The 22,238-nt window shown below is 36.7% G+C and carries 21 protein-coding genes, 1 pseudogene and 1 riboswitch; of the genes and pseudogenes, 19 read left to right on the top strand and 3 right to left on the bottom strand.

All coding sequences use genetic code 11. From position 1 onward, the window contains the following. Position 1: 1 nt before the first annotated feature. From pstA to LG377_RS09730, 5 genes are all read left to right on the top strand, one after another. Positions 2-817: a phosphate ABC transporter permease PstA gene (gene pstA / locus LG377_RS09750; RefSeq protein WP_225744468.1), complete on the top strand. Its 816-nt coding sequence runs from the start codon at positions 2-4 to the stop codon at positions 815-817. Continuing rightward, a complete protein-coding gene (pstB, locus tag LG377_RS09745; RefSeq protein WP_225744467.1) occupies positions 818-1,582 on the top strand; it encodes a phosphate ABC transporter ATP-binding protein PstB in 765 nt (254 codons plus the stop codon). It abuts the gene before it with no gap. A gap of 33 nt (positions 1,583-1,615) precedes the next feature. Further along, complete coding sequence (gene phoU, locus LG377_RS09740) at positions 1,616-2,293, top strand: phosphate signaling complex protein PhoU (protein ID WP_225744466.1); 678 nt, start codon at positions 1,616-1,618, stop codon at positions 2,291-2,293. 110 nt (positions 2,294-2,403) lie between these two features. Continuing rightward, the gene (locus LG377_RS09735) at positions 2,404-3,069 is read left to right on the top strand and encodes an alpha/beta fold hydrolase (protein ID WP_225744465.1); all 666 of its coding nucleotides are present in this window, start codon (positions 2,404-2,406) and stop codon (positions 3,067-3,069) included. Positions 3,070-3,112: 43 nt separating this feature from the next. After that, the gene (locus tag LG377_RS09730) at positions 3,113-3,883 is read left to right on the top strand and encodes a GNAT family N-acetyltransferase (RefSeq protein ID WP_225744464.1); all 771 of its coding nucleotides are present in this window, start codon (positions 3,113-3,115) and stop codon (positions 3,881-3,883) included. Positions 3,884-3,943: 60 nt separating this feature from the next. Here LG377_RS09730 and LG377_RS09725 read toward each other — a convergent pair whose 3' ends face one another. Next, positions 3,944-4,684, bottom strand: coding sequence for a gamma-glutamyl-gamma-aminobutyrate hydrolase family protein (locus LG377_RS09725; RefSeq protein WP_225744463.1), 741 nt, complete (start codon positions 4,682-4,684; stop codon positions 3,944-3,946). Positions 4,685-4,785: 101 nt separating this feature from the next. Beyond that, positions 4,786-5,964 carry a sodium:proton antiporter gene (locus LG377_RS09720; protein ID WP_225744462.1) on the bottom strand — a complete coding sequence of 393 codons (1,179 nt, stop codon included), beginning with the start codon at positions 5,962-5,964 and terminating at the stop codon, positions 4,786-4,788. Between the two features lie 78 nt (positions 5,965-6,042). Continuing rightward, positions 6,043-6,114, bottom strand: a riboswitch (Fluoride riboswitch). A 295-nt stretch (positions 6,115-6,409) separates the two neighbouring features. Here LG377_RS09720 and sufC point away from each other — a divergent pair. From sufC to LG377_RS09675, 9 genes are all read left to right on the top strand, one after another. Beyond that, a complete protein-coding gene (gene sufC, locus LG377_RS09715) occupies positions 6,410-7,186 on the top strand; it encodes a Fe-S cluster assembly ATPase SufC (protein ID WP_225744461.1) in 777 nt (258 codons plus the stop codon). 20 nt (positions 7,187-7,206) lie between these two features. After that, complete coding sequence (sufD, locus tag LG377_RS09710) at positions 7,207-8,505, top strand: Fe-S cluster assembly protein SufD (protein WP_225744460.1); 1,299 nt, start codon at positions 7,207-7,209, stop codon at positions 8,503-8,505. Continuing rightward, on the top strand, positions 8,502-9,740 hold the full coding sequence (locus tag LG377_RS09705) for a cysteine desulfurase (RefSeq protein WP_225744459.1): 1,239 nt from the start codon (positions 8,502-8,504) through the stop codon (positions 9,738-9,740). The genes sufD and LG377_RS09705 overlap by 4 nt, the downstream gene beginning before the upstream one ends. After that, positions 9,727-10,203 carry a Fe-S cluster assembly sulfur transfer protein SufU gene (sufU, locus tag LG377_RS09700; protein ID WP_225744458.1) on the top strand — a complete coding sequence of 159 codons (477 nt, stop codon included), beginning with the start codon at positions 9,727-9,729 and terminating at the stop codon, positions 10,201-10,203. Before LG377_RS09705 ends, sufU begins: the two co-directional genes overlap by 14 nt. 40 nt (positions 10,204-10,243) lie before the next feature. After that, positions 10,244-11,638, top strand: coding sequence for a Fe-S cluster assembly protein SufB (gene sufB / locus LG377_RS09695; protein ID WP_225744457.1), 1,395 nt, complete (start codon positions 10,244-10,246; stop codon positions 11,636-11,638). A 185-nt stretch (positions 11,639-11,823) separates the two neighbouring features. Next, a complete protein-coding gene (locus tag LG377_RS09690) occupies positions 11,824-12,486 on the top strand; it encodes an AAA family ATPase (RefSeq protein ID WP_225744456.1) in 663 nt (220 codons plus the stop codon). Positions 12,487-12,588: 102 nt separating this feature from the next. Continuing rightward, positions 12,589-13,158: an HNH endonuclease gene (locus LG377_RS09685; RefSeq protein WP_225744455.1), complete on the top strand. Its 570-nt coding sequence runs from the start codon at positions 12,589-12,591 to the stop codon at positions 13,156-13,158. Between the two features lie 378 nt (positions 13,159-13,536). After that, positions 13,537-14,301 (top strand): hypothetical protein, encoded by a 765-nt coding sequence (locus LG377_RS09680; protein ID WP_225744454.1) that lies wholly within the window; start codon positions 13,537-13,539, stop codon positions 14,299-14,301. A gap of 17 nt (positions 14,302-14,318) precedes the next feature. After that, positions 14,319-14,606, top strand: a complete 288-nt coding sequence (locus LG377_RS09675) for a hypothetical protein (protein WP_225744453.1) — start codon at positions 14,319-14,321, stop codon at positions 14,604-14,606. A gap of 47 nt (positions 14,607-14,653) precedes the next feature. On the opposite strand, the pseudogene LG377_RS09670 reads toward LG377_RS09675, so the two are convergent. Next, positions 14,654-15,847 (bottom strand): annotated as a pseudogene (locus LG377_RS09670) (IS256 family transposase). Positions 15,848-16,123: 276 nt separating this feature from the next. Here LG377_RS09670 and LG377_RS09665 point away from each other — a divergent pair. The 5 genes from LG377_RS09665 (at position 16,124) to LG377_RS09645 (ending at position 22,051) form a co-directional block, all read left to right on the top strand. Further along, positions 16,124-16,363, top strand: coding sequence for a hypothetical protein (locus LG377_RS09665; protein ID WP_225744452.1), 240 nt, complete (start codon positions 16,124-16,126; stop codon positions 16,361-16,363). A 632-nt stretch (positions 16,364-16,995) separates the two neighbouring features. Next, positions 16,996-18,852, top strand: coding sequence for a DNA adenine methylase (locus LG377_RS09660; RefSeq protein ID WP_225744451.1), 1,857 nt, complete (start codon positions 16,996-16,998; stop codon positions 18,850-18,852). Between the two features lie 112 nt (positions 18,853-18,964). Then, positions 18,965-19,861 carry a hypothetical protein gene (locus LG377_RS09655; RefSeq protein ID WP_225744450.1) on the top strand — a complete coding sequence of 299 codons (897 nt, stop codon included), beginning with the start codon at positions 18,965-18,967 and terminating at the stop codon, positions 19,859-19,861. Between the two features lie 3 nt (positions 19,862-19,864). Then, positions 19,865-20,812 (top strand): AAA family ATPase, encoded by a 948-nt coding sequence (locus LG377_RS09650; RefSeq protein ID WP_225744449.1) that lies wholly within the window; start codon positions 19,865-19,867, stop codon positions 20,810-20,812. A 9-nt stretch (positions 20,813-20,821) separates the two neighbouring features. Then, positions 20,822-22,051: a hypothetical protein gene (locus LG377_RS09645; protein ID WP_225744448.1), complete on the top strand. Its 1,230-nt coding sequence runs from the start codon at positions 20,822-20,824 to the stop codon at positions 22,049-22,051. Positions 22,052-22,238 lie beyond the last annotated feature (187 nt).

Below are 22,238 nucleotides of genomic sequence, written 5' to 3'. Positions count from 1 at the left end.
TATGGGTTCAAAAGTTTTACGTGGCTTAGTTTATTTAGCCTCAGCGATCACTTTCGGAATGCTTGGATATATTATTTTCTTCATTCTGTATAATGGTCTTAGGTATATCACACCAGATTTGTTTGCCTGGAATTACAATTCATCAAACGTTTCCATGATGCCAGCTATCATTACAACGTTTTACCTAGTAGGTGGAACGTTACTGATTGCTACGCCGATTGGAGTCTTTACTGGATTTTATCTAGTGGATTATGCAAATCGAAAAAATCCGATTGTTAAGTTGATCAGTATGGCTACAGATACACTAGCTGCTGTTCCTTCTATCGTTTATGGTTTATTCGGGTTCTTATTTTTCGTAACCTTTTTAGGACTCAGATTTTCTTTACTGGCAGGGATTTTAACTTCTGTGATCATGGCCTTACCTTTGATCATTCGTGCTACAGAAGAAGCACTGATCTCAACAGGGCGTCCGATTCGTGAAGCCAGTTACGCTTTAGGAGCGGGTAAATTGAGAACGATTTTCACGGTCGTATTACCTGTTGCGATGCCGGGGATTCTTTCAGGAGTTATCTTGGCAAGTGGACGTGTTATTGGTGAAACAGCTGCATTACTATATACCTTAGGTTCATCCACAAACCTACCGAGCTCAATATTCAGTTCAGGTAGAACACTGGCTTTGCATATGTATGTATTATCCAGTGAAGGATTCCATGTCAACGAAGCTTATGCTACAGCGGTTATCTTACTGTTATTTGTACTGGTACTAAACGGACTTTCAACACTTGTCAGTTCACGATTATCTAAAGGAGGAAAATAAATGGCTACACAAAGTTCAAAAATCAAAGTTCAGGATCTTAAATTATGGTATGGAGATTTCCAGGCATTACATGGACTGGATCTTGAGATTCCAGAGAAAAAGATCACAGCTTTTATTGGACCTTCTGGATGTGGAAAGTCAACGTTCATCAAAACATTGAATAGAATGAACGACCTCGTTGAAAACTGCCGTATTGAAGGTAAAATAGAGTTAGATGGAAAAGATATCTATGGAAGCAAAACAGATATCAACCATTTACGTAAAAAAGTCGGTATGGTATTCCAACAGCCGAATCCATTCCCTAAAAGTATTTACGATAACATTGCTTACGGACCACGTACACATGGAATTAAAAAGAAAGCTGAACTAGATGAGATTGTAGAACGTAGTTTGAAACAAGCTGCTATCTGGGACGAAGTCAAAGATCATTTGAACCGTAATGCTTTATCGATCTCTGGTGGACAACAACAAAGAATCTGTATTGCTAGAGCATTGGCGGTAGAACCAGAAGTCTTGCTGATGGATGAACCGACAAGTGCCTTGGATCCAATCTCAACAGCTAAAATTGAAGAACTCGTTTCTCAATTGAAAGATGATTATACGATCGTTATGGTTACCCACAACATGCAACAAGCTTCTCGTGTATCCGATGAAACAGCCTTTTTCTTGAATGGGCACATTATCGAACACGCAGACACCCGTAAAATCTTTACAAACCCAGATCAAACTGAAACTGAAAACTACATTTCAGGTCGATTCGGTTAACTAACGTTCAAAGAAAATAGGAGGGAATGTAAAATGAGAAGAGCGTATGATGAAGAGTTAGAACAGTTGCACAGAAAGTTTTATCAAATGGGCTGCAAAGTGAATGAAGCAATCTATAAATCGATCAAGGCTTTCGTTAAGCATGACAAAGAACTGGCTAAAGGAGTCATTGATGAGGATAACGAAATCAATCAATTCGAACACGACCTTGAACAATCCTGCATCGAACTGATTGCCTTACAGCAACCTGTTACAACAGATTTAAGAAAAATCGTTACAGTGATGAAAGCTTCTGCTGACCTTGAGCGTATGGGAGACCATGCCGTTAGTATCTCTAAATCAACGATTCGCGTAAAAGGTAATAAACGAAATACAATGATCGAAGGTATGATTTCAGATGCTGGAGAGAAAATTAAAAAAATGGGTGAAGATGTCTTAAAAGCCTATATTGAGTATGATGCAGAAAAAGCGGTTGAAATCGCAAAATACGATTATTTAGTCGACAGCCTAGCGCATGATATTAAAGAAGCCTGTATCGCTGAAATGAAAAAAGATCCAGAACTTGTATTAGGGGCAACGGATTATATGATGGCCAGCACTTATATCGAAAGAATTGGCGATTATATCACGAATATCTCCGAGTGGATCGTTTACTTTGAAACAGGCGAGATTCAAGAACTGAATACGCATAATAGCTACGAAAATCTATAATCGCAAGTTGAAAGTGCTGATTCCCCAAAAGGAAAAGGCACTTTTTTTATACCGACGATTCCTCTCGTTTGGTATACTGGAGAGAGTAGCGTGGAAAGGACGGTGTACATATGAAAATCAAAATCAGTCAGACAATCCAATTAAATTATGAGGTGACCGGAACGGGTCCGAACGTGATCTTGTTACATGGAAATGGGGAAGACTTGCATATCTTTGATGCACTGGTTTCTCGACTGAAAGCCTCTTTTACGGTCTATGCGGTAGACAGCCGAGATCATGGCAAGAGTACCCAAACAAACGAACCGTTTAACTACAACGATTTAACAGAAGATATCCATCTGTTTATCCAAAAGCTCCAGCTAGAAGAAGTGACGATCCTCGGCTTCAGCGATGGGGGCATTATTGCTTTATTACTCGGAATCAGACAAGAGCGCTACTTAAGAAAACTCATCAGTCTCAGTCCCAATCTTTCACCGAAAGACTGGAAGAAAGCACCATTGATGAAAATTCAAGAACGGTACAGAGAAACAAAAGACCCGATGTTTCATATGATGTTGAATGAACCGAATATTGATCCAAAAGAGTTGAAGAACATTGTGGTTCCTACACTGATTACAGCGGGAGAACACGATCTTTTTTATCGATCCATGTACAGAACCATTGAAAAAAGGATACCAGAGGCTGAGCTGCAGATACTAAAAGGCGAAGACCATAGCTCGTATATCATCGATACTGATAAAATGGCAGAAGCATTTCGCTCATTTATCCTTCGCTGAAAGTCAGTCACTCTGGCTTATCCACTAGAGAGAAGGTAGAACGATGTTAGTTAAAGCAGATAAAACCGTAAATGGTCAAATTGAAAAACTTTTTGCCGGCTTAGAAGAAACCATGATCCAAACCTATTTAGAAGGTCATATGGGAGAAGCCTGGGTAGATGACCTCGAAAATCCGACGGCTGCTCAGATCACGGTCAGTATGTTCACCTTTTATGCAGGGGATCATACTTCGCCCCTAGCGGAAGAGATGTTGAACAATATTAAAGAAGATGTCTTGATCATTACAGAGTCTGAGGGGTGGAAACAAAAGCTAGAGAGAATTCACGTAGGGGCTTTTGAAAAATATTCCAGATACCGCTTTGAACATAGCGCAGACTATTTTGACCGAAATCATCTAGAAAATCTAGTCGCTCAATTACCAGAGCCTTATGTCGTCAAAAGAATCGATCAGGATGTGGTTGAATTACCGTCTTTACATCAACTATCACCGGACTTTACAGGAAATTTCGAGTCTAGCGAAGCTTTTTTGGATAGAGGTGTAGGTTACGTAGTGTTGCATGAAGATAAAGTGGTCAGTGGAGCATCCAGTTTTAGTATCTTTGATGAAGGTATCGAAATCGAAGTAGGTACTGATCCAGAGTACAGAAGAAAAGGCTTAGCGACGGTTGTTTCTGCAGCTTTGATGCTAGACTGTTTGGATCATCAACTGTATCCAAGCTGGGATGCGGAAAATATTGGCTCCGCTAAACTGGCGGAATCTCTAGGTTATGTTATGAAAGAGCCTTATGATACTTATTACGTCTTTAAACGCTAGTCTTCTTAAATAATAAAAACGAAGTAGTGACTATAATCGTCGCTACTTCGTTTTTTGAATTTAATCTTGTTTGTTTTTCCAGTCGATTACCGTTTTGACATAGGCATCGAATAAGCCTTGGGCAGCGTCGTTGTTATGGATCATAAGTTCCGGATGCCACTGAACGCCAACCGTAATGTGCTTATCATCACTACTCTCAAAAGCTTCGACCAGTCCATCATGCGACCAGCCAACAGGACGTAAACCGTCTGCCAATTTTTTAATAGCTTGATGGTGATAAGAATTCACACTGGCTTTTTTACCATATAATTGACCAAGCCAGGAATCTTCTTCAAGGGTTACCGTGTGTGCGGCTGTTTCAGGAGTAGACTCTTGAACATGCTGCAAGCCCAGTTCTGGATAAAGGGAGACATCTTGGTATAAGGTTCCCCCGAACGCCACGTTAAAGATCTGTAGACCGCGGCAGATGGCTAAGACGGGTTTATTTTCTGCCCACGCTTCTTTGATGACGGCCATCTCAAACTTGTCACGTTCAAGGCTGGTGTCTTGTAATTTTAAATGAGGCTCTTCGCCGTAAGTCAGCGGAGAGACATCTTGACCACCAGCCAAAACGATTGCATCCACACTTTTCACATATTGTTTTGCATTTTCTTCGCTGGAGATCGGGAACACGACAGGCAGTGCGCCGGCAGCGTGTAAGCCTTCCACGAATCCTTGCGGTGTATAAGTGATCGGTAAGCTGTTATACCGAGGACTAAAGTTTGTCAAAATATTTCCAGGGATTCCAATAACGGGTTTCATCGTACATCATCCTTTCAAACACCTGTTGGATTCAGGTCTCTATCAGTATACCGTATCGTCGTTTCCGTGCACAAAAAACTTTGTCTAAATCCTGAAACAAATTAGCGTTCGTCTAGCAACGTTTTATAAGTCTGTTCAATCGCAAAAGCACCAATGGGAGCCGTGATCAAAATCGACAATACCGCGACCGTCGCAATCAGTTCGCCACTAGCTAACTCCATCGCTAACGGGACACCACCAATCGCTGCCTGAACCGTCGCTTTTGGCGTATAAGCAATCATCGTAAAGAGTGTTTCTTTTTTCGTTAACTGAGAAGGCGTTAAGCTGATCCATACCCCAAGCATTCTGAACACCAATGCAGCAAGAACCATAACGATCGCAGCCAGCCCAGCCGTCAGCGCATAACGTAAATCAACCGTCGTACCGACCAGCACAAACAACAAAATCTCCGCGCCGACCCAGAGACCGGAATAGGTTTTCGATAACTGAGCAGAGACGTTTGGATACAACTGATTCAAAACGATCCCCATACTCATGATCGCCAGTAAGCCAGACAAAGCCACCTTGCTTTCTAAAATACCTTCTAATGCCAGTAGCAAGAAAGACACACTCAAGGTGATCAGCACTTTGATCAGCGGATTCAACTGAATCCTTTTAAATAATTGTCCAAGAAACAGTCCAGTAGCGACACCCAAAAGACTGCCTAAAACGATTGAAACGGGAATCGTCAGAAAATGACGAGCGGTGACCGCCCCACCAGTTGCCACAGACAAGAAAGAAGAAAACAAGACGATCACAAAAATATCATCCAAAGAAGCACTCGCAAGCACGAGTTGTGGAATCCCTCTTTTTTGACCATAGCCTGATTCTTTAATCTTGAGCATCAAAGGCACGATAACCGCAGGAGACACAGCCGCTACAACCGAACCCATCAAAGCCGATTCAATGTAAGTCAAATCAAAAAAGAGTGGCGCGAGGAGGGTGATAGCTGTGATTTCAAGTATGGCCGGAACAAAACTCATCAAGAGAGCCGGTAAGCCGATCTTCTTGAGCTCCGTCACGTTGAGTGACAAACCGGCCCGAGTCAAGATAATGACCAAGGCAATACTTCTCAAATCAGAAGAAATCGAAAGCAAAGAATCATCTAGTAAATCTAAAGCATGTGGTCCGATCAAAACACCCGCAAAAATCATCCCGATCAGTCCAGGTAAGGCCAACTTCTTAGCCACACCACCCAATAAAAGTCCAAAAATAAAAATCAAAGCAAAACTCGTTAACATAGAATCAGTCCTTTTCACTAGTTTAGTAGACAAACAGTCGAATCAAGCATAAAAAAAGCCGAGACTCCTGGATGCATACACATCACAGAAGTCATCAGCTTTACAGCGGTTTAGGCTAGACCTTGGGAGACATTCATTCCCGTTTGACTAGAGTATAGCACAATTCTACTCACTTTAGGAATAGTCAATTCACTAAGTTCATATAAAACAGTTCACGCAGAGATTGAACAAAATGATAAAATACAGACTGTTTTAGATTATTTCCTAGATAATAATTTTTACAATCTGAAAAGGTTGGTATCAGTGGTTTTATAGACTTTCAAGCTGTCAGTGGGCTCTTTTAGACCTTGATAAACGTTCTCACTTAAACTAAAATGATAGAGTATACGCATAAAGATTTTAACGTGCGTAGCTAAAAAAATCCCAGAGAAAAGGAAGGTACATAATGGCAGTATTAGAAATCAAGAACCTACATGTATCCATTGAAGATAAAGAAATTTTAAAAGGCGTTAATTTAAAAATGCAGACAGGAGAAATCCATGCCATCATGGGACCCAACGGAACAGGTAAATCAACTTTGTCCGCTGCAATCATGGGCCACCCAAGTTACGAAGTTACAGAAGGAGAAGTCCTTCTTGACGGAGAAAACGTATTGGAACTAGAAGTAGATGAGCGTGCACGTGCGGGTCTATTCTTAGCCGTTCAATATCCAAGTGAAATTGCTGGGATCACAAATGCAGAATTTATGCGTGCAGCGATCAACTCTCGCCGTGATGAAGACAACAAAATGGGTGTTATGGAATTCATCAACAAACTGGATGAAAAAATGGCCTTACTCGATATGTCTGAAGAAATGGCTGAACGTTACTTGAACGAAGGTTTCTCAGGTGGAGAAAAGAAACGTAACGAGATCTTACAGTTACTGATGATCGAACCGACTTTTGCGATTTTAGATGAGATCGATTCAGGTCTTGATATTGATGCCTTACAAGTGGTTTCGAAAGGCGTGAACGAAATGCGTGGCGAGAACTTTGGGTCACTGATCATCACTCACTACCAAAGACTTTTGAACTACATCACTCCGGATGTTGTTCACATTATGATGGATGGCCGTGTTGTTAAAACCGGTGGCGCAGAATTAGCGCACAAACTGGAAGCTGAAGGATACAAAGGTTTGATGGAAGAACTAGGTATTGAATACAAAGAAGAAGAACACGAATAAAAAAAGAGGAGGCAAAACCTATGGTAACAAAAGAAAAGCAGTACGTAGATTATGCTGACGCTCTAACGGCCTTCTCGACAGGACTCGGAGAACCAGAATGGATGCTTCAGTTGCGTCTAGAAGCGCTGAACAGTATCGAAAAACTGGACCTACCAATTATCGAACGACTACGCTATAACCGCTGGCCACTGTTTCAGGTGCCAAACCTAACAGGCGCACCAGCAGCGAAGTCAGTTGATATTACTCAGTTTATGGAAGACAAAGCCGATGCAGCGCGCGTCGTTCAAGCCGGTAATGATACGCTTATTGAAACTTTACCAGAATCACTGAAAGAAAAAGGCGTCATCTTTACCGATATTCAGACAGCTTTAAAAGAGCATTCTGAATTGGTACAAGAAGCGTATATGCAAATTGCAGTGAAACCACAGAAGAACAAAATCTCTGCTTTCCATGCAGCTTTTATGAACTCAGGACTATTCTTATATGTGCCAAAAAACGTTGTCGTAGACGAACCGCTAGAAGCAATCTTTATTCAAAACAGTTTAGTAGAAGACAGCTTTATCAAACATGTACTGGTTTATGCGGACGTAAATTCCAGCTTCAACTATGTGGAGCGTTTCTTTACTGCTGGTCAGGAAAAGAATGCAGCCAACATCTTAGTGGAAGTTGTCGCAAAACAAGGTGCACAAGTGAAATTTTCTGCTGTTGATCAGCTAGGCGAAAATACGACCACTTACTTTAACCGTGCTGGACATACTTTCCGTGATGCTTCAATTGATTGGGCAATTGGGGTTATGAACAACGGTAGTACAATTGCGGACTTGGATACGAACCTAGTTGGGGACGGATCTAGTTCTGATTTGAAAGCTGTTGGAATCAGTAGCGGTAAACAAACACAAGTCATCGATTCAAATGTTGTCAGTTATGGTAAAAGCACTGTTGGAAATATTTATCAACACGGCGTTATCCTTGATCGTGCTACACTGACGTTCAACGGAATCGGCCATATCATCAAAGGCGCTAAAGGATCAGATGCACAACAAGAGTCTCGTGTATTAATGTTATCTGATAAAGCCCGTGGAGATGCCAACCCGATTCTATTGATCGATGAAAATGAAGTAACCGCTGGACACGCCGCTTCTGTTGGTCGAGTGGACCCAGAAGAAATGTATTATCTCATGAGTCGTGGGATTGAAAAAACAGAAGCCGAACGCTTAGTGATTCGAGGATTCTTAGGATCTGTAATCTCAGCGATTCCTTTGAAATCGATTCGTGATGAACTAGTTGAAACCATTGAGAGGAAGTTGACTTCTAGATGACCGTTTCGTTTGACCGATTAAAACAGGATTTTCCCATTTTAAACCAGGTCATTAACGATGAACCACTGGTTTATCTGGACAATGCAGCGACAACTCAAAAACCTCAGACCGTACTGAATGCGGTCGAAACCTATTACCATACGTCAAATGCGAATGTTCACCGCGGTGTGCATACTTTGGCAGAACGAGCAACCAGTCAGTATGAAGGGTCCCGTGAAGTCATTCGTAACTTCGTCAACGCCGCTGAAACGGCAGAAGTGCTTTTGACTCGCGGAACCACAACGTCACTGAATTGGGTTGCCAAAAGCTTTGGAGAAGTTGTGGTGGAGGCCGGAGATGAGATCTTGATCTCTTATATGGAACACCACTCCAATATCATTCCTTGGCAACAGTTAGCGAAAAAGAAAAAAGCGAAACTGGTGTATGTCGAACTGACAGAAGATGGTCAGCTTGATCTGGATGATTTCCAAAAAAAACTCACAACTAAAACAAAAATCGTTTCTTTAACGCACGTATCCAATGTACTGGGTGTGGTGAATCCGATTCGTCAGATCGCCGACTGGGTACATGAGAAAAACGGCTATCTAGTCGTTGATGGTGCCCAAGCAGTTCCACATATGCCGGTAGACGTACAAGCGCTCCACGCGGATTTCTATGCGTTTAGCGGACACAAGATGCTTGGACCAACTGGGATCGGCGTGCTTTACGGAAAACGGGCACTCTTGGAACAGATGGAACCCATCGAGTTCGGTGGCGAGATGATCGATTTCGTGGAAGAACAAGACAGTACTTGGAAAGAACTGCCTTGGAAATTCGAGGCAGGGACACCAAATATTGCTGGAGCGATCGGTTTAGCAGCAGCCGTTCAGTATCTGGAAAGAATCGGGATGAAAAACATCGTTCAACACGAACGCGAACTGGTTGAATACGTGATGCCAAAACTGAAAAAAATCGAAGGACTAACGATTTTCGGTCCAGAAGATTTGAGATTCAGAACGGGTGTGATATCATTCAATATCGATGGCGTCCATCCACATGATGTAGCGACAGCGATGGATATGGAAGGCGTCGCGGTCAGAGCTGGGCACCATTGTGCTCAGCCACTGATGACGTATCTGAATCAGCCTGCAACGGCTAGAGCCAGCTTTTATATTTATAACAAGAAAGCCGATGCCGATAAATTTGTAGAAGCGATTCTCGCTACAAAGGAGTTTTTCTTAGATGGCCTTAACTAAACTAGACCAACTATATAGAGCGGTTATCCTGGAACACTCGCAGTCTCCAAGACGTCGCGGTACACTGGATGAAAGTACCACACAGATTGAGTTAAGAAACCCGACTTGTGGGGACGTCATCCAAGTGCAACTGAATGTACAAGACGGACTTGTAAAAGACGTCAGATTCGATGGTAGTGGCTGTACGATTTCTATGGCCAGTGCCAGCATGATGACGGATGCGATCATTGGGAAACCGATCGAAGACGCCTTGAATCTTTCAAAAGAATTTTCCCAAGTGGTTCAGGGTAACGAAACGGAAGACCAAAACGCCTTAGGCGACGCTATGATGTTGTCAGGTGTTTCAAAATTTCCAGCCCGTATCAAATGCGCCACACTTTCTTGGAAAGCATTGGAAAAAGCCTTGGCGAACCAGGGTACCGGAGTAGACGGACAACTCAGACATGAAGACATAACAGACTAGAAACCAACGAGCAACACACTCACGAGAGGGGCACGCAAACATGGTCGATGTACCAGAAAAAAGCGAATACCAATACGGATTCCACGATGATGTCGAGTCGATTTACGATACTGGTAAAGGACTGACAGAAGGCATTATCCGAGATATTTCAGCTCGTAAAGAAGAGCCACAATGGATGCTGGATTACCGTTTGAAATCTTATGATCATTTTTTGAAACGTCCAATGCCAAATTGGGGCGCGGATCTATCAGAAGTTGATTTTGATAATATCACGTATTACCGTAAATCCAGTGAACGTTCAGAACGTAGCTGGGATGATGTACCAGACAAAATCAAAGAAACCTTTGAACGTCTTGGCGTTCCAGAAGCAGAGCGTCAATTCCTAGCAGGATCTGGTGCTCAGTATGAATCTGAAGTGGTTTACCATAACATGAAAGAAGAATACGAAAAACTAGGCATCGTCTTTACCGATACAGATACAGCTTTAAAAGAATATCCTGAACTATTCAAAGAACACTTTGGAACAGTTGTCCCACCAACAGATAACAAGCTAGCGGCTTTGAACTCAGCGACTTGGTCGGGTGGAACCTTTATCTATGTACCAAAAGGCGTCCGCTGTGACGTGCCACTACAAATGTACTTCCGTATCAATGATGAAGCCATGGGTCAATTTGAACGTACGCTGATCATTGTAGACGAAGGCGCAAGTGTGCATTATGTTGAAGGCTGTACGGCTCCAACATTCTCGGAAAGTTCATTACACGCTGCCGTTGTAGAAATCATCGTTAAAAAAGATGCTTACTGCCGTTATACAACGATTCAAAACTGGTCAGATAACGTTTATAATCTCGTTACAAAACGGGCAACTGCCGCAGAAGGCGCAACGGTTGAATGGATCGATGGAAACCTAGGCGCTAAAACAACGATGAAATACCCAAGTATCCATCTGAACGGACGTGGCGCTCGTGGTACGACAATGTCGATCGCAATGGCGGGAGAAGGTCAGATCCAAGATACAGGTGCGAAAATGATTCATAACGCTCCAAACACATCTAGCTCGATCGTTTCTAAATCGATTGCGAAAGATGGTGGAGAAGTGAACTACCGTGGACAAGTAACGTTTGGGAAAAATTCCGGCGGATCGATCTCACACATCGAGTGTGACACGATCATCATGGATGACAAGTCGAAATCCGACACGATCCCTTATAACGAGATCCACAACTCGAACGTCGCATTAGAGCATGAAGCAAAAGTTTCCAAAATATCAGAAGAACAACTCTACTACTTGATGAGTCGTGGCTTGAACGAAGAAACAGCCACAGAAATGATCGTCATGGGATTCGTAGAACCCTTCACCAAAGAACTTCCTATGGAGTACGCTGTTGAACTCAACCGTTTGATCAGCTATGAGATGGAAGGTTCAGTGGGGTAATTTTTAAATAGAAAGCTCGAAACGTATATAAAATGCGTTTCGAGCTTTTATAAAATAGAAATTTGGGTAGGGATAATTATTATTTGATGGGCTAACTCAATAATTTAGTAGGGATATATCAAAAGTGAAAATACGACTATTAAAAGTACATACTCCAAATACAAGTAGAATAAAAATATAAAAAAATGCTAAAACAAGAAGTGGATAGATTCATTAAAATATTGAGACAAGTTTTACCTATGGAAATCGGGTTCGAAAATATCATTGTTGATAGAGAAAGCGGAGAAATTATGTTTGAAACGAAAACAGGAAGTTTCTTATTGGACTCACTTTCAGGTGGTATGGGGGCGATTATTGATATTGCTTGGCAGATGTTTGTGGCTGTTCCTATGGATAGAAATTACTTTGTTGTAATTGATGAGATTGAAAATCATTTACACCCTTCAATGCAGAGAGAAATATTACCTAATTTATGTAAAGCTTTTCCAAATGTTCAATTTATAATTTCGACGCACAGTCCGGAAGTAGTAACTTCAATAGAAGAATCATATATATATATTTTAAGTCATAATGAAGATAAAAAGGTCACTGTTCAGAAAATTGAGGATTACCAGTATGATTTAACAATGCCAAATGAAGATGTTCTATACAATGTTTTAGGAGTTTCTACTAATTTACCTAAATGGGCGGAATATAAATTTGCTTCAATATTAAATAAGTATAAAAATATGGAATTATCTAATGAGGATTTTTTAGAGCTACAAAAGGATATGAAAAAAGAAAATATTGAATCATTGTTATCTGACTTAGTCTTCAGTATCAATAATGAAGGTGAAAAAAATGGTTAAAATCGTAAAAGGAACTACACCGGGTATATTAGCAAGAAAATCGAAAGAATGGACAGATTTTTTATTGGATGAATATAAAAAAATGGGAATGACTTTTCTAAAGTGAAACCTAAATTCAAAAATAAATATAATAATGAAGAAATAAAAGCTGCACTAAAAGAAGAAAGTTTTGGAAAATGTATGTATTGTGATACATTCGTCAAAGTCATTACGTATGGTCATGTTGAACACATAAAACCTAAAAGTTCGCACCCCCATTTAGCCTATGATTGGGAGAATTTAGGGTGGAGTTGTCAGACATGTAACGTTAAAAAAGGATCAAAAGAAATTTTGAATCCCTATATCGATGATTTAGAAGAAATTTTAGAACCAAAGTTTACGTGTATGTATGAAGATGAACCAGAGAATGTAGAAGTAATCAATTTCATATCAACGCTAGACCTTAATAGACCTGATTTAGTAATTAACAGAGTACAAGATTGTTCAAACTTTGAGAGAAAATTGAAAAGGATAAAAACTATATTGAATGGTACAGATACTAATCTCAAGTATTATATAGAAGCACTAAATCAAGAGTCCAATGTTGATCAACAGTACTATATTTTTAAAAGATATACTTTAGACATATACTTGAAAGCTCAAGACATTGACGTTGAAAACTTTGTAAGTTGAATACTCTATTTTGACTGAAACTGTTCCTATTAAAAAAGCACGATTAAAGATATATATACTAAATATATCTTTAATCGTGCTTTTTATTTTGCGCAACATTAAACAAAAATATTGTGTTCAACCTTACTGTTACTCCATAAATACAATTTATTCAGTAACCTACTTACGTAAAGATAGAGTATACCATATTGTTACAATGAATGTACAGATAGTAAGTTCAAGTTAAAAGGGTTTAGACACATTTTGTTCAATTTTTCGAATTTGTTTTAATAATATTGAAATATTTTTGTAATATAATGCTACAATCACCTTGTAATATCGTCATATAATAAAATGAAGAGGTGATTTATGAAGATTTTAAAAAAAGGTTTAATCTCAATGCTAACAATTCTTATGGTATTTCAGATTTTAGGAACTACAGGCTTATACGTCTACGCTGCTGAAACTGATTCAGTGGATAACACTACGGAAGATATAACGGTAAATGATACTACTGAAGAAAACGAAATAATCAACATTACTTACGAAGAAGATACAACAGATAGCGATATTGAAAATAACCCGTCTAATGTTGTATTATCAGAATACGGAATAACCATAAATGGTACTTATTACACGGAAGATGAATTTGAAAAACTACTTGAAACAGTTGTAGAAGTAGAGGTTGGCGAAAGTGTAACGAATACACCACCGTATGCAAGTAACGGTGGGCAGATGTCCATAATGGCTGCTAGTGACGTTATCCAATATGCTCCACTTCTTGCAGGAACTTGGGCTATTCCCGGGGTAGGGCAAGTGGTCATTACTGGTGTGGGAGCTATAGTTATAGCGGGCGTTACTATAAAAGCAACTCACTGGGCGTACAAAAAAGTACGTATATTTTTCACTGAAAGAGCTTATAATAAAGCTAAAAAAGATTGGACACCGACCAAAACCCATTCTACTACAACAAAAAGTAAAGTTCCTATCTCCGGGGAGAAGCCATACTCTTCTAAGGATAAATTAGTAAAAGGAAAACGCACACAAAGAAGATATTATGATAAAAATGGTAATGCTGATTTTGATGTCGACTATTCTCACTCTGGACCGCATAAATTTCCGCATACACACACTTGGAAAGGTAAGGATAGGTCAGGACATTAAATAAAGGAGATAAAATTGTGTCTATGAATGATTATGAAAAAGAGTTACCTAATCCTACTATATCATTAGAGGACTTGATCGACTATATCAAACATGGAAGAGAAATAGAATTCAGCTATCAAGGTCAGTCGTATTTTATTGATCATAGTAGTAAAGAAGGGCGAACGGTATGGATCGATCAAACTGCTGTCAGTCGGACTTATAAAAAAGATTTTGAAGAACATTTAAGCGAAATCATTTTACAAGATAAAAGTATTGCTGATATATTTAGAAATAGAGAAGGAATCATTGTGACTATTCTTTAAATTTGTTTACGATTAAACAATATGACGAGATTATTTAATTAAAAATGCTATTGCTTTAGTCTATACGAACCCAAAAAAGAGCAAAATCTTAAAAGAGAACTGATCCAGTTTTCATGCACGTCCATCAGGACGGCTCCAATTAAGCGATTAGCTGAAGCAGTATTGGGGAAAATACGGATGACTTTTTATCTCCGTCTGACTTCCTCATTCAATCGTTCGAGTAAATTTGTGCTCTTCAATCGGTTATGGCTTTTGCCTAAAACAGTGTACTGGAAGGCATCTTCGAAACCTTCATCTAGTGTTCTACAGGCCTTTTGATACTTTACTTGATCAGCGTATTCTTCAATCAACGCATTTTTAGCCTTACGGGCTAAATGAATATCTGAGAATTTGAAGATCGCTTTGACTGCTTCTCGAAAGGGTTTAGAACCTTTCTTAGGAACTGTACTTAAAATGTTTCGCATAAAGTGAACCTGGCATCTCTGCCATGAAGCATGAGTGAAGGAAGTTTGAATAGCTGACACAAGTCCTTTATGCGCATCAGAAATCACGAGCTTGATTCCAGATAGTCCTCTGTTTTTCAGATAGTCGAAAAAATTCGACCAGGTTTCATGACTTTCTTCATTTTGAAGCATAAAGCCAATGATCTGGCGATCGCCTTCTTCTGTAATCCCTATAGCGATATGGCAGCTTTGAGAGAGGACGCGCTGTTCTACTCGTGCTTTAATATAGAGAACGTCTACCATGAGGTAAGGGAACTTCGTTCCTGTCAGTGTTCGATTCTGCCATTCTTTAACGATTGGATCTAATTGAGTAGTCAGAGAAGAAACAAAAGACTTAGAGACTGATTTTCCACACAATTCTTCTACGATCTGAGAGACTTTACGAGTGGAGACACCTGGTACATACATCTCTAGCATAGAAGCTAACAATGCTTTTTCATTCCGTTGATACCGCTCAAAAACAGTCGGAGAAAAGACACCGTCTCTTGTTCTTGGAACCTTAAGTTCCAACGTTCCTACGCGTGTTGTCAATGCTCTTTCGTAGTAGCCATTTCGCTGTCCCGTTCGATTCTCGGATCTTTCATAACCCTCAGCCTGAATAAATTCCGTTCGTTGATGCTCCATTAATTGGTTAAAGACGGTCGTTAAAATCAGCTTTGAAGCATCGTCTTTCACACTACTCTCAATTAATGCTTGTATCTGTTTCGGTTCTAGGTTAATCTGTAGATGTTGGGTCATATGATTGCCTCCAGGTATGTTTTTAGTGGTTAAAAACATTGTACCGTACAGGCGATCATATGGCCTTTCTTTTTACACAATTATATGGACTTTATCTTATAAAGTTAATTCGGTGTTATTTATAGGAACATATAGATTTCAAACAATAAGATAAACTATAATTTTTAAATAAGTTATGATAAGAATAAATAATAACTTGCGATATTATAAAAAAATAATGAGAAATAAATTTTCTAGTCAGTAGTATAATATAGAAAGTTAGGAGATGAGCCAAGAGTGGAAAAAGAGAGAGAAGTTTTGCTTCTGGTATTGGAGGATCAAATAAATAAATATGGAGAAGAAAAAGATATACTACTTTTTTATCGTAAAGATAATCATACATATATCGATCATTTCATAGATAATGTTAGGTTCTATGAGGAAGATGACTTAATGAATAAATTTTTCAATGATAACGTAGGTTCTATGTGGAGTACTCTTCGCGCTCTGTATATTAAATTAAAGGTAGATCATTAGATAAAATTAGAAAATCACATTCCCTCAAACTTATAATTTGAATAATGTAACCTTGTTTTAATATTTATTACTTAGGAAAATAATAAGTTGCGAAAAGAACGTATGTTTGTTATGGTTTAAATAGATACATCTTGGTTTTAAAGTATTCAAAAATTAAATTGAGGATTTTCGATAATTGGTAATACCCTAATTCGTAAAATTATTCGTAAATTATCAGTTGGAGAGTATCGTAATTTAAGAACGCCTATAGAGAAATTCGTAAAACAAATAGTTAAACAGAAATTTTTTAAATATTTTAGTAATTATAGAGTTACGAAAAACAATTATCGTATATATTTTATTACCTTTCGACTTGTAACTTTTTGCGATATAATTGGGAGGTTGTAAAGTTCTAAGAGGAACACTTAACGTTTTGAAACTTTTGGAATAATAGGAGATTGTTTAGGCTAAAACAAAAAAATCAATTAATCTTAAAGTGAATAAAGGAAGCCATAATACAAAAACTATAATTTTATAAATATAGTATAAAATTAGTTTAATTAACCCAATTTTATTAGATAAGTCATAAAAAATATCTAATATAAGTAATGTTAATTTTGATGATATTTATAATTGAGAGGGAATTTATTGGAATGAGATATCTTGGAAATAAAACAAAATTGTTACCTTTTATTGATGAGGTAATTAAAAAATATAATATAACTGGAGAAGTCTTTGCGGATTTGTTCGCTGGAACTTCAGCAGTTAGTGATCATATGAAAGGTAAATATAAAATTATAACAAATGATTTTATGTATTACTCTTTTGTCTTCAGTAAAGCAAAAACTTTAAATTTCGAATTACCTAAATTTGAATATTTCATAAATCAATACTTAATAACACCTTTTGAATGGTTGAATTCTAGAAAATATACTCCTGATGAACATTATTTTATTTATCAAAATTATTCACCAAAAGGAGATAGGCAGTTTTTTATAGAAGAAAATGCTATTAAAATAGATGGAATGAGGTTAGATATAGAAGAGCTATACCAGGAAAAACTGTTGTCAGAAGCAGAGTACTATTTTCTTCTTGCTTCACTTCTAGAAAGTGTTACAAAGATATCAAACACTTCTGGAACCTATGAGGCATTCTTTAAATTCTGGGAAAGTAGGTCTAACAAACCATTAGTACTTTCACCTTTAGAAATGGAAAATTCATTTTCAGTAGATCTAACCAATATTTCATTCAATGAAGATACAAACTTTCTCATTAGACATATTGCAGGCGATATTGCATACATTGATACACCCTATACAATTACACAATATGCTTCTGCTTATCATATATTAGAAACAATTGCAAGATATGATATACCTGAAATTGCCGGAAAGACTGGACGTAGACAAAATGGGAGAAGGATGTCACAATATAGCCGGAAACAATTGGCAAAATTTGCATTTGAAGATATGTTTAGACAATTGAATTTTGAGCATATTCTTATTAGCTATAGTAATCAATCTTTAGTTCCTTTAGATGAACTTGTGGATTTGGCAAAGTTATTTGCAGTTAATCATGAAGTTTTTATTGAAGAAGTTCCTTATAGAGAATATAAAAATCTAAATTCAAGTCAAAAAGGCAACGGAAAAAAACTCAACGAAGTGATTATCTACTTTAAAAAGAACAAGATAAATATAAAATCTCCATTGAACTATTCTGGGAGCAAAGATACTTTGCTTGAAGCAATTTATAAGGAACTTCCACAACACGTTGGTACTTTTGTTGATGCTATGGGTGGTGCATTTAATGTAGGTGCTAATGTGATAGCAACCAATAGTGTCTTATATAATGAGTACAATCCATTTGTTTTTGAAGTTATGGAAATGATATTGACGTCTGATAGAAAAAGTTTACTAGATTTGATTGAAAAGAAAATTGAAAATTATAATCTTGGCAATGCCAAAAAAATAGAATACTTAAATTTTCGAAATTGGTATAATAGCAATGAAAAGACACCTTTAAATCTTTTTATTCTTCACATGTTTTCTTTTCAAAACCTAATTAGATTTAACGGACAACTTGGGTTCAACTCTCCTGTCGGTAACGCAGGATTCAATGAAGGCCTTAGAAAAAGAATTCTAAATTTTTTACCTAAATCGCCAATATTATCCTTAAAACAAGGAAGCTACAAAGATCTTCCGCTCGATAAGTTTGAAAGAGATACTGTTTTTTATTTTGATCCCCCTTACTTAATAACGACAGCAGAGTACAACGATGGAAAACGGGGATTAAAGGGTTGGGATGTTGAGATGGAAGCTGAACTTCTAATGTTTCTATCTAAGCTTGATAAGCTTGGTTTTAAATTTATGTTATCAAATGTTATGGAGCATCAAGGTAGAATAAATAACCTTCTTAAAGAATGGACTGAGCAACATAGATATGAATGTATAGAAATTGGTCAAAGTGGAGCACGTTATCCAAGAACTGAGGTTTTAATAAAAAATTACTAATATTGGTTTTTGTAAAAAAATGTATTCTAATTTGTAGAATACATTTTTTTTACACCTAATTAATGGCATATGATAAAATAAGTATAAAAACTATAAAGAAGAGGTTACAATCATGTCCGAAACCAAAATTTATCTCGACATTCGAGTTAAAAATACGCTAATTGATAAGAAACACGATAAAAAAACAGGTCAGATGATAGATAATAATCACAAAAGGGTTATGGTGGAAAATGGAATTGACAACCTGGATCAATATAATAATATAGTAATTGAAAGAGTAAACGAATATAATCCTAAACTCAATATAACTGGTATAGAATATGTGGAAACACCAGTAGCTGTGATTGGAAGAAATGCTGTATATTCAGGTCTTATAGAAAGAATTGATGATGATGGAGTTAAGAGTTCTTTAGCCTATATTTTTATCAGTTACCCAGAAGTTGGTTCAAGAAACGCTTTTGGGTCACAACATTTGTTTCCTGGATTATCAAAATTAGTAGATTTTTATATTGATTCTCCGAGTTATGATCTAGCAAATTTACCTATATATTTTGTAAATGGGAGTTTTGATAATATAACTAATTCGATGCTAGAGACAGTAATAAGTATGAAGTTGATGGGGATTAATTATATTCAACTACATAATTCGAATTCAGTAACTGTTGACTTGGATTACTATGATTTGAAAAAGTATTCTCGTTTTATTTCAAATGATAGATCTCTTACGAATGATACTAATATAATAAAAACTGATTTTTATAATATTGATATTAATTTGAAAAAAATTCAGTTTATCACAAATAGCTTTTCATGCAATTTAGAAACATTTGGTAGTAAAGATCGCTTTTTTGTAATTAAATCGTATCCAGCTTTAATACTGGCTGATGAATTAGGCTATGTAATTGATGTAACAGCAATTTCTTCTTTCGTTGAAACACATAATAGAGGAAGAAATAATTTCATTCCGTTTATTAAGTACGCTGAAAAACTAATAGAAAAGGAGCAGTAGAAGATGGCTTTTTTACAAATGATTTATTATGGAGTTCCAGGAACAGGGAAAAGTTATTCTGTCGATCAGTTGAAAGGAGTTGCAACTGCACCAGATGAGCAAGTTTTTCGCGTTACATTTCACCCTGAATACACTTACTCTGATTTTATAGGTCAGCTTTTACCTGTGGTTAAAGAGGATCTAATAACTTATGATTTTCAACTAGGAATATTCACTCAAGCATTAGTTCAGGCATTCAAAGATACTTCAAAGCCTGTTTATTTAATTATTGAAGAGATGTCCCGTGGAAATGTTGCTGCTATATTTGGAGATATTTTTCAATTACTCGATAGAAATGAAAAAAATGTTAGCAGGTATCCAATTCGTAACTCATTAGTCGCAAAAAATATTAGACAAATAAGTAACGATGTTATATACTTTCCAGCAAATTTTAATATAATCGGAACAGTTAATACATCTGATCAAAATGTTTTCGCGATGGATACAGCCTTCAAGAGAAGATTCGATTGGAAATATGTAAGTACAAATCCAGTAAGGAATGAAGAAGGTGAGCTGTTACAAGATTATAACGTTCCGATAACATTATATTATGGGGATAAGCTTATTAAAACGAACTGGTATGAATTTTATTTAAAACTAAACAAGTTTATTACCGATAAAAATAACGGGTTAGGTTTAAGAGAAGATAAGCAAATTGGACAATTTTTTATTCAGTTTTCAACAAGAATGAATGAAAAAAAAATCAAAGATAAATTTCAAAATAAACTATTACAATACTTATGGGATGATGTAGAGTCTGTATCTTATAATCGAGCAATTAAACTTTTCTCTGAGGAAATAACAAATTTTTCTGAGTTGTTTTCGACTTTTGATAAGGAATTACAAATTTTCAGCAACATTTTTTTAGAATATTATATCCATTGCGATATACCTGAAGAAATATTGAATTGAGGTTAAAAAATGGGGAAAACAATTCGGTATGGGATAGATTCACAACCTGTACCATCAATAAAAACAATAGTGTTTGATAAAAGAGATACTAAAGTAATAGATACAAAAATTAATGAACAAGAAATTATTAACTTTGTTGGAATAATTTTTGAAAAAAAAGAGATATTTGTTTCATTTCCAAAAAATTTTAAAGTGTGTGAAAGTAATTTGAATGATGATATGACTTTATTATTTAATGTTTTAACAAAACATTTTCAGGAAAATCAACAGAAATATATCGACCGTTCGTTGAGTATAAAAACTAATTACCCTTTCAACTCTTTTTACAATATTTACGATTATTACCAAAGATATGGTGTATATAAAGAAGAAGAACGGTATACACAAAATGGATACCAAGGTAATGTCTCTTGGAAAGAAACTATTCAAAAATCTAATAAAGTAGTAAGTAAACAAGGGTTGATGTTTATTCCAATGAAGATAAAAAAACTTGAAAGTAAGCAGGTTTTTATTAGTGAGTGCATGGTGTTTGCAATCAATTATACTTTGGATTTTTTTGAAGGTTTTATCAGCCTTGCCAAGATAGAAGGTAGTTATGTGAAACGAGATTTGTTGCAAGAAAAAGAATATGTATTATCGAGATTAAATTTAATAAAGAATGAAATATTTAAGGATACTAATAAAAAACTTCTTAATAACTTGATTCAATTCTTCGAAGAAATATCAGAAGGTGGGGAATATCATATAAAAAATTATACCTTTAGAGGGGTTTGGGAAACAATGATTGAATTTTATCTAAACAGTCATTTTATTTCTGCAAACCCAAAAAAAATTGTGATGAGTGAAGAGAAAAATAAAAATAATACAAAAAAATTTACTAAGCGAACTTTTCACCCTAATTATGTCAATTCAAAGCATAATATTCAACCTGATCATTATCTAGAAGAAGAAGACACTCAATATATTTTTGACGCAAAATATTATCAAAACTTAGATGGTATAAACTATAAACAAATTGCATATCAAATGTTCTTAGAAAATTACTCTGATTCTAAAGAAGAACCATATAACAAAAAATTTACTGAAACAATTAGTGCTCTAATATTACCTGGAAATTTTGAAAGTAAAGTTCACTTCCAAATTAAACCAGAGTTTAATTATATTGAGTATAAAAAAAAGTTCACTATATTAGAGCACTATCTAGATGTTAAAAAGGTAATGAGATCTTATTCTTCTTAAGATTTATTATATAAACCATATTAATTATTTACCAAAATGAAAATAGTTAAATCAAGAGTAGAAAGATGAAATAGCGCAAGAATCTTTTAAAACTTATGAAGAAGGATTAGTCAATTTCTACAATAAAAGTAATTTTTCAGAATTATATGATGAATTTAAAGTTTATGGGGATTAGTGATGTCAATCA

This window comes from Marinilactibacillus sp. Marseille-P9653 (assembly GCF_916618885.1).
In the GTDB taxonomy this organism is placed as follows: domain Bacteria; phylum Bacillota; class Bacilli; order Lactobacillales; family Carnobacteriaceae_A; genus Marinilactibacillus.
This window is presented reverse-complemented; position numbering and strand designations above follow the sequence as displayed.

Excerpts from the sequence above, each read along its gene's own strand:
- pstA (WP_225744468.1), top strand. The coding sequence starts at position 2 with ATGGGTTCAAAAGTTTTACGTGGCTTAGTTTATTTAGCCTCAGCGATC.
- pstB (WP_225744467.1), top strand. The coding sequence starts at position 818 with ATGGCTACACAAAGTTCAAAAATCAAAGTTCAGGATCTTAAATTATGG.
- phoU (WP_225744466.1), top strand. The coding sequence starts at position 1,616 with ATGAGAAGAGCGTATGATGAAGAGTTAGAACAGTTGCACAGAAAGTTT.
- LG377_RS09735 (WP_225744465.1), top strand. The coding sequence starts at position 2,404 with ATGAAAATCAAAATCAGTCAGACAATCCAATTAAATTATGAGGTGACC.
- LG377_RS09730 (WP_225744464.1), top strand. The coding sequence starts at position 3,113 with ATGTTAGTTAAAGCAGATAAAACCGTAAATGGTCAAATTGAAAAACTT.
- LG377_RS09725 (WP_225744463.1), bottom strand. The coding sequence starts at position 4,684 with ATGAAACCCGTTATTGGAATCCCTGGAAATATTTTGACAAACTTTAGT.
- LG377_RS09720 (WP_225744462.1), bottom strand. The coding sequence starts at position 5,964 with ATGTTAACGAGTTTTGCTTTGATTTTTATTTTTGGACTTTTATTGGGT.
- sufC (WP_225744461.1), top strand. The coding sequence starts at position 6,410 with ATGGCAGTATTAGAAATCAAGAACCTACATGTATCCATTGAAGATAAA.
- sufD (WP_225744460.1), top strand. The coding sequence starts at position 7,207 with ATGGTAACAAAAGAAAAGCAGTACGTAGATTATGCTGACGCTCTAACG.
- LG377_RS09705 (WP_225744459.1), top strand. The coding sequence starts at position 8,502 with ATGACCGTTTCGTTTGACCGATTAAAACAGGATTTTCCCATTTTAAAC.
- sufU (WP_225744458.1), top strand. The coding sequence starts at position 9,727 with ATGGCCTTAACTAAACTAGACCAACTATATAGAGCGGTTATCCTGGAA.
- sufB (WP_225744457.1), top strand. The coding sequence starts at position 10,244 with ATGGTCGATGTACCAGAAAAAAGCGAATACCAATACGGATTCCACGAT.
- LG377_RS09690 (WP_225744456.1), top strand. The coding sequence starts at position 11,824 with ATGCTAAAACAAGAAGTGGATAGATTCATTAAAATATTGAGACAAGTT.
- LG377_RS09680 (WP_225744454.1), top strand. The coding sequence starts at position 13,537 with ATGCTAACAATTCTTATGGTATTTCAGATTTTAGGAACTACAGGCTTA.
- LG377_RS09660 (WP_225744451.1), top strand. The coding sequence starts at position 16,996 with ATGAGATATCTTGGAAATAAAACAAAATTGTTACCTTTTATTGATGAG.
- LG377_RS09655 (WP_225744450.1), top strand. The coding sequence starts at position 18,965 with ATGTCCGAAACCAAAATTTATCTCGACATTCGAGTTAAAAATACGCTA.
- LG377_RS09650 (WP_225744449.1), top strand. The coding sequence starts at position 19,865 with ATGGCTTTTTTACAAATGATTTATTATGGAGTTCCAGGAACAGGGAAA.
- LG377_RS09645 (WP_225744448.1), top strand. The coding sequence starts at position 20,822 with ATGGGGAAAACAATTCGGTATGGGATAGATTCACAACCTGTACCATCA.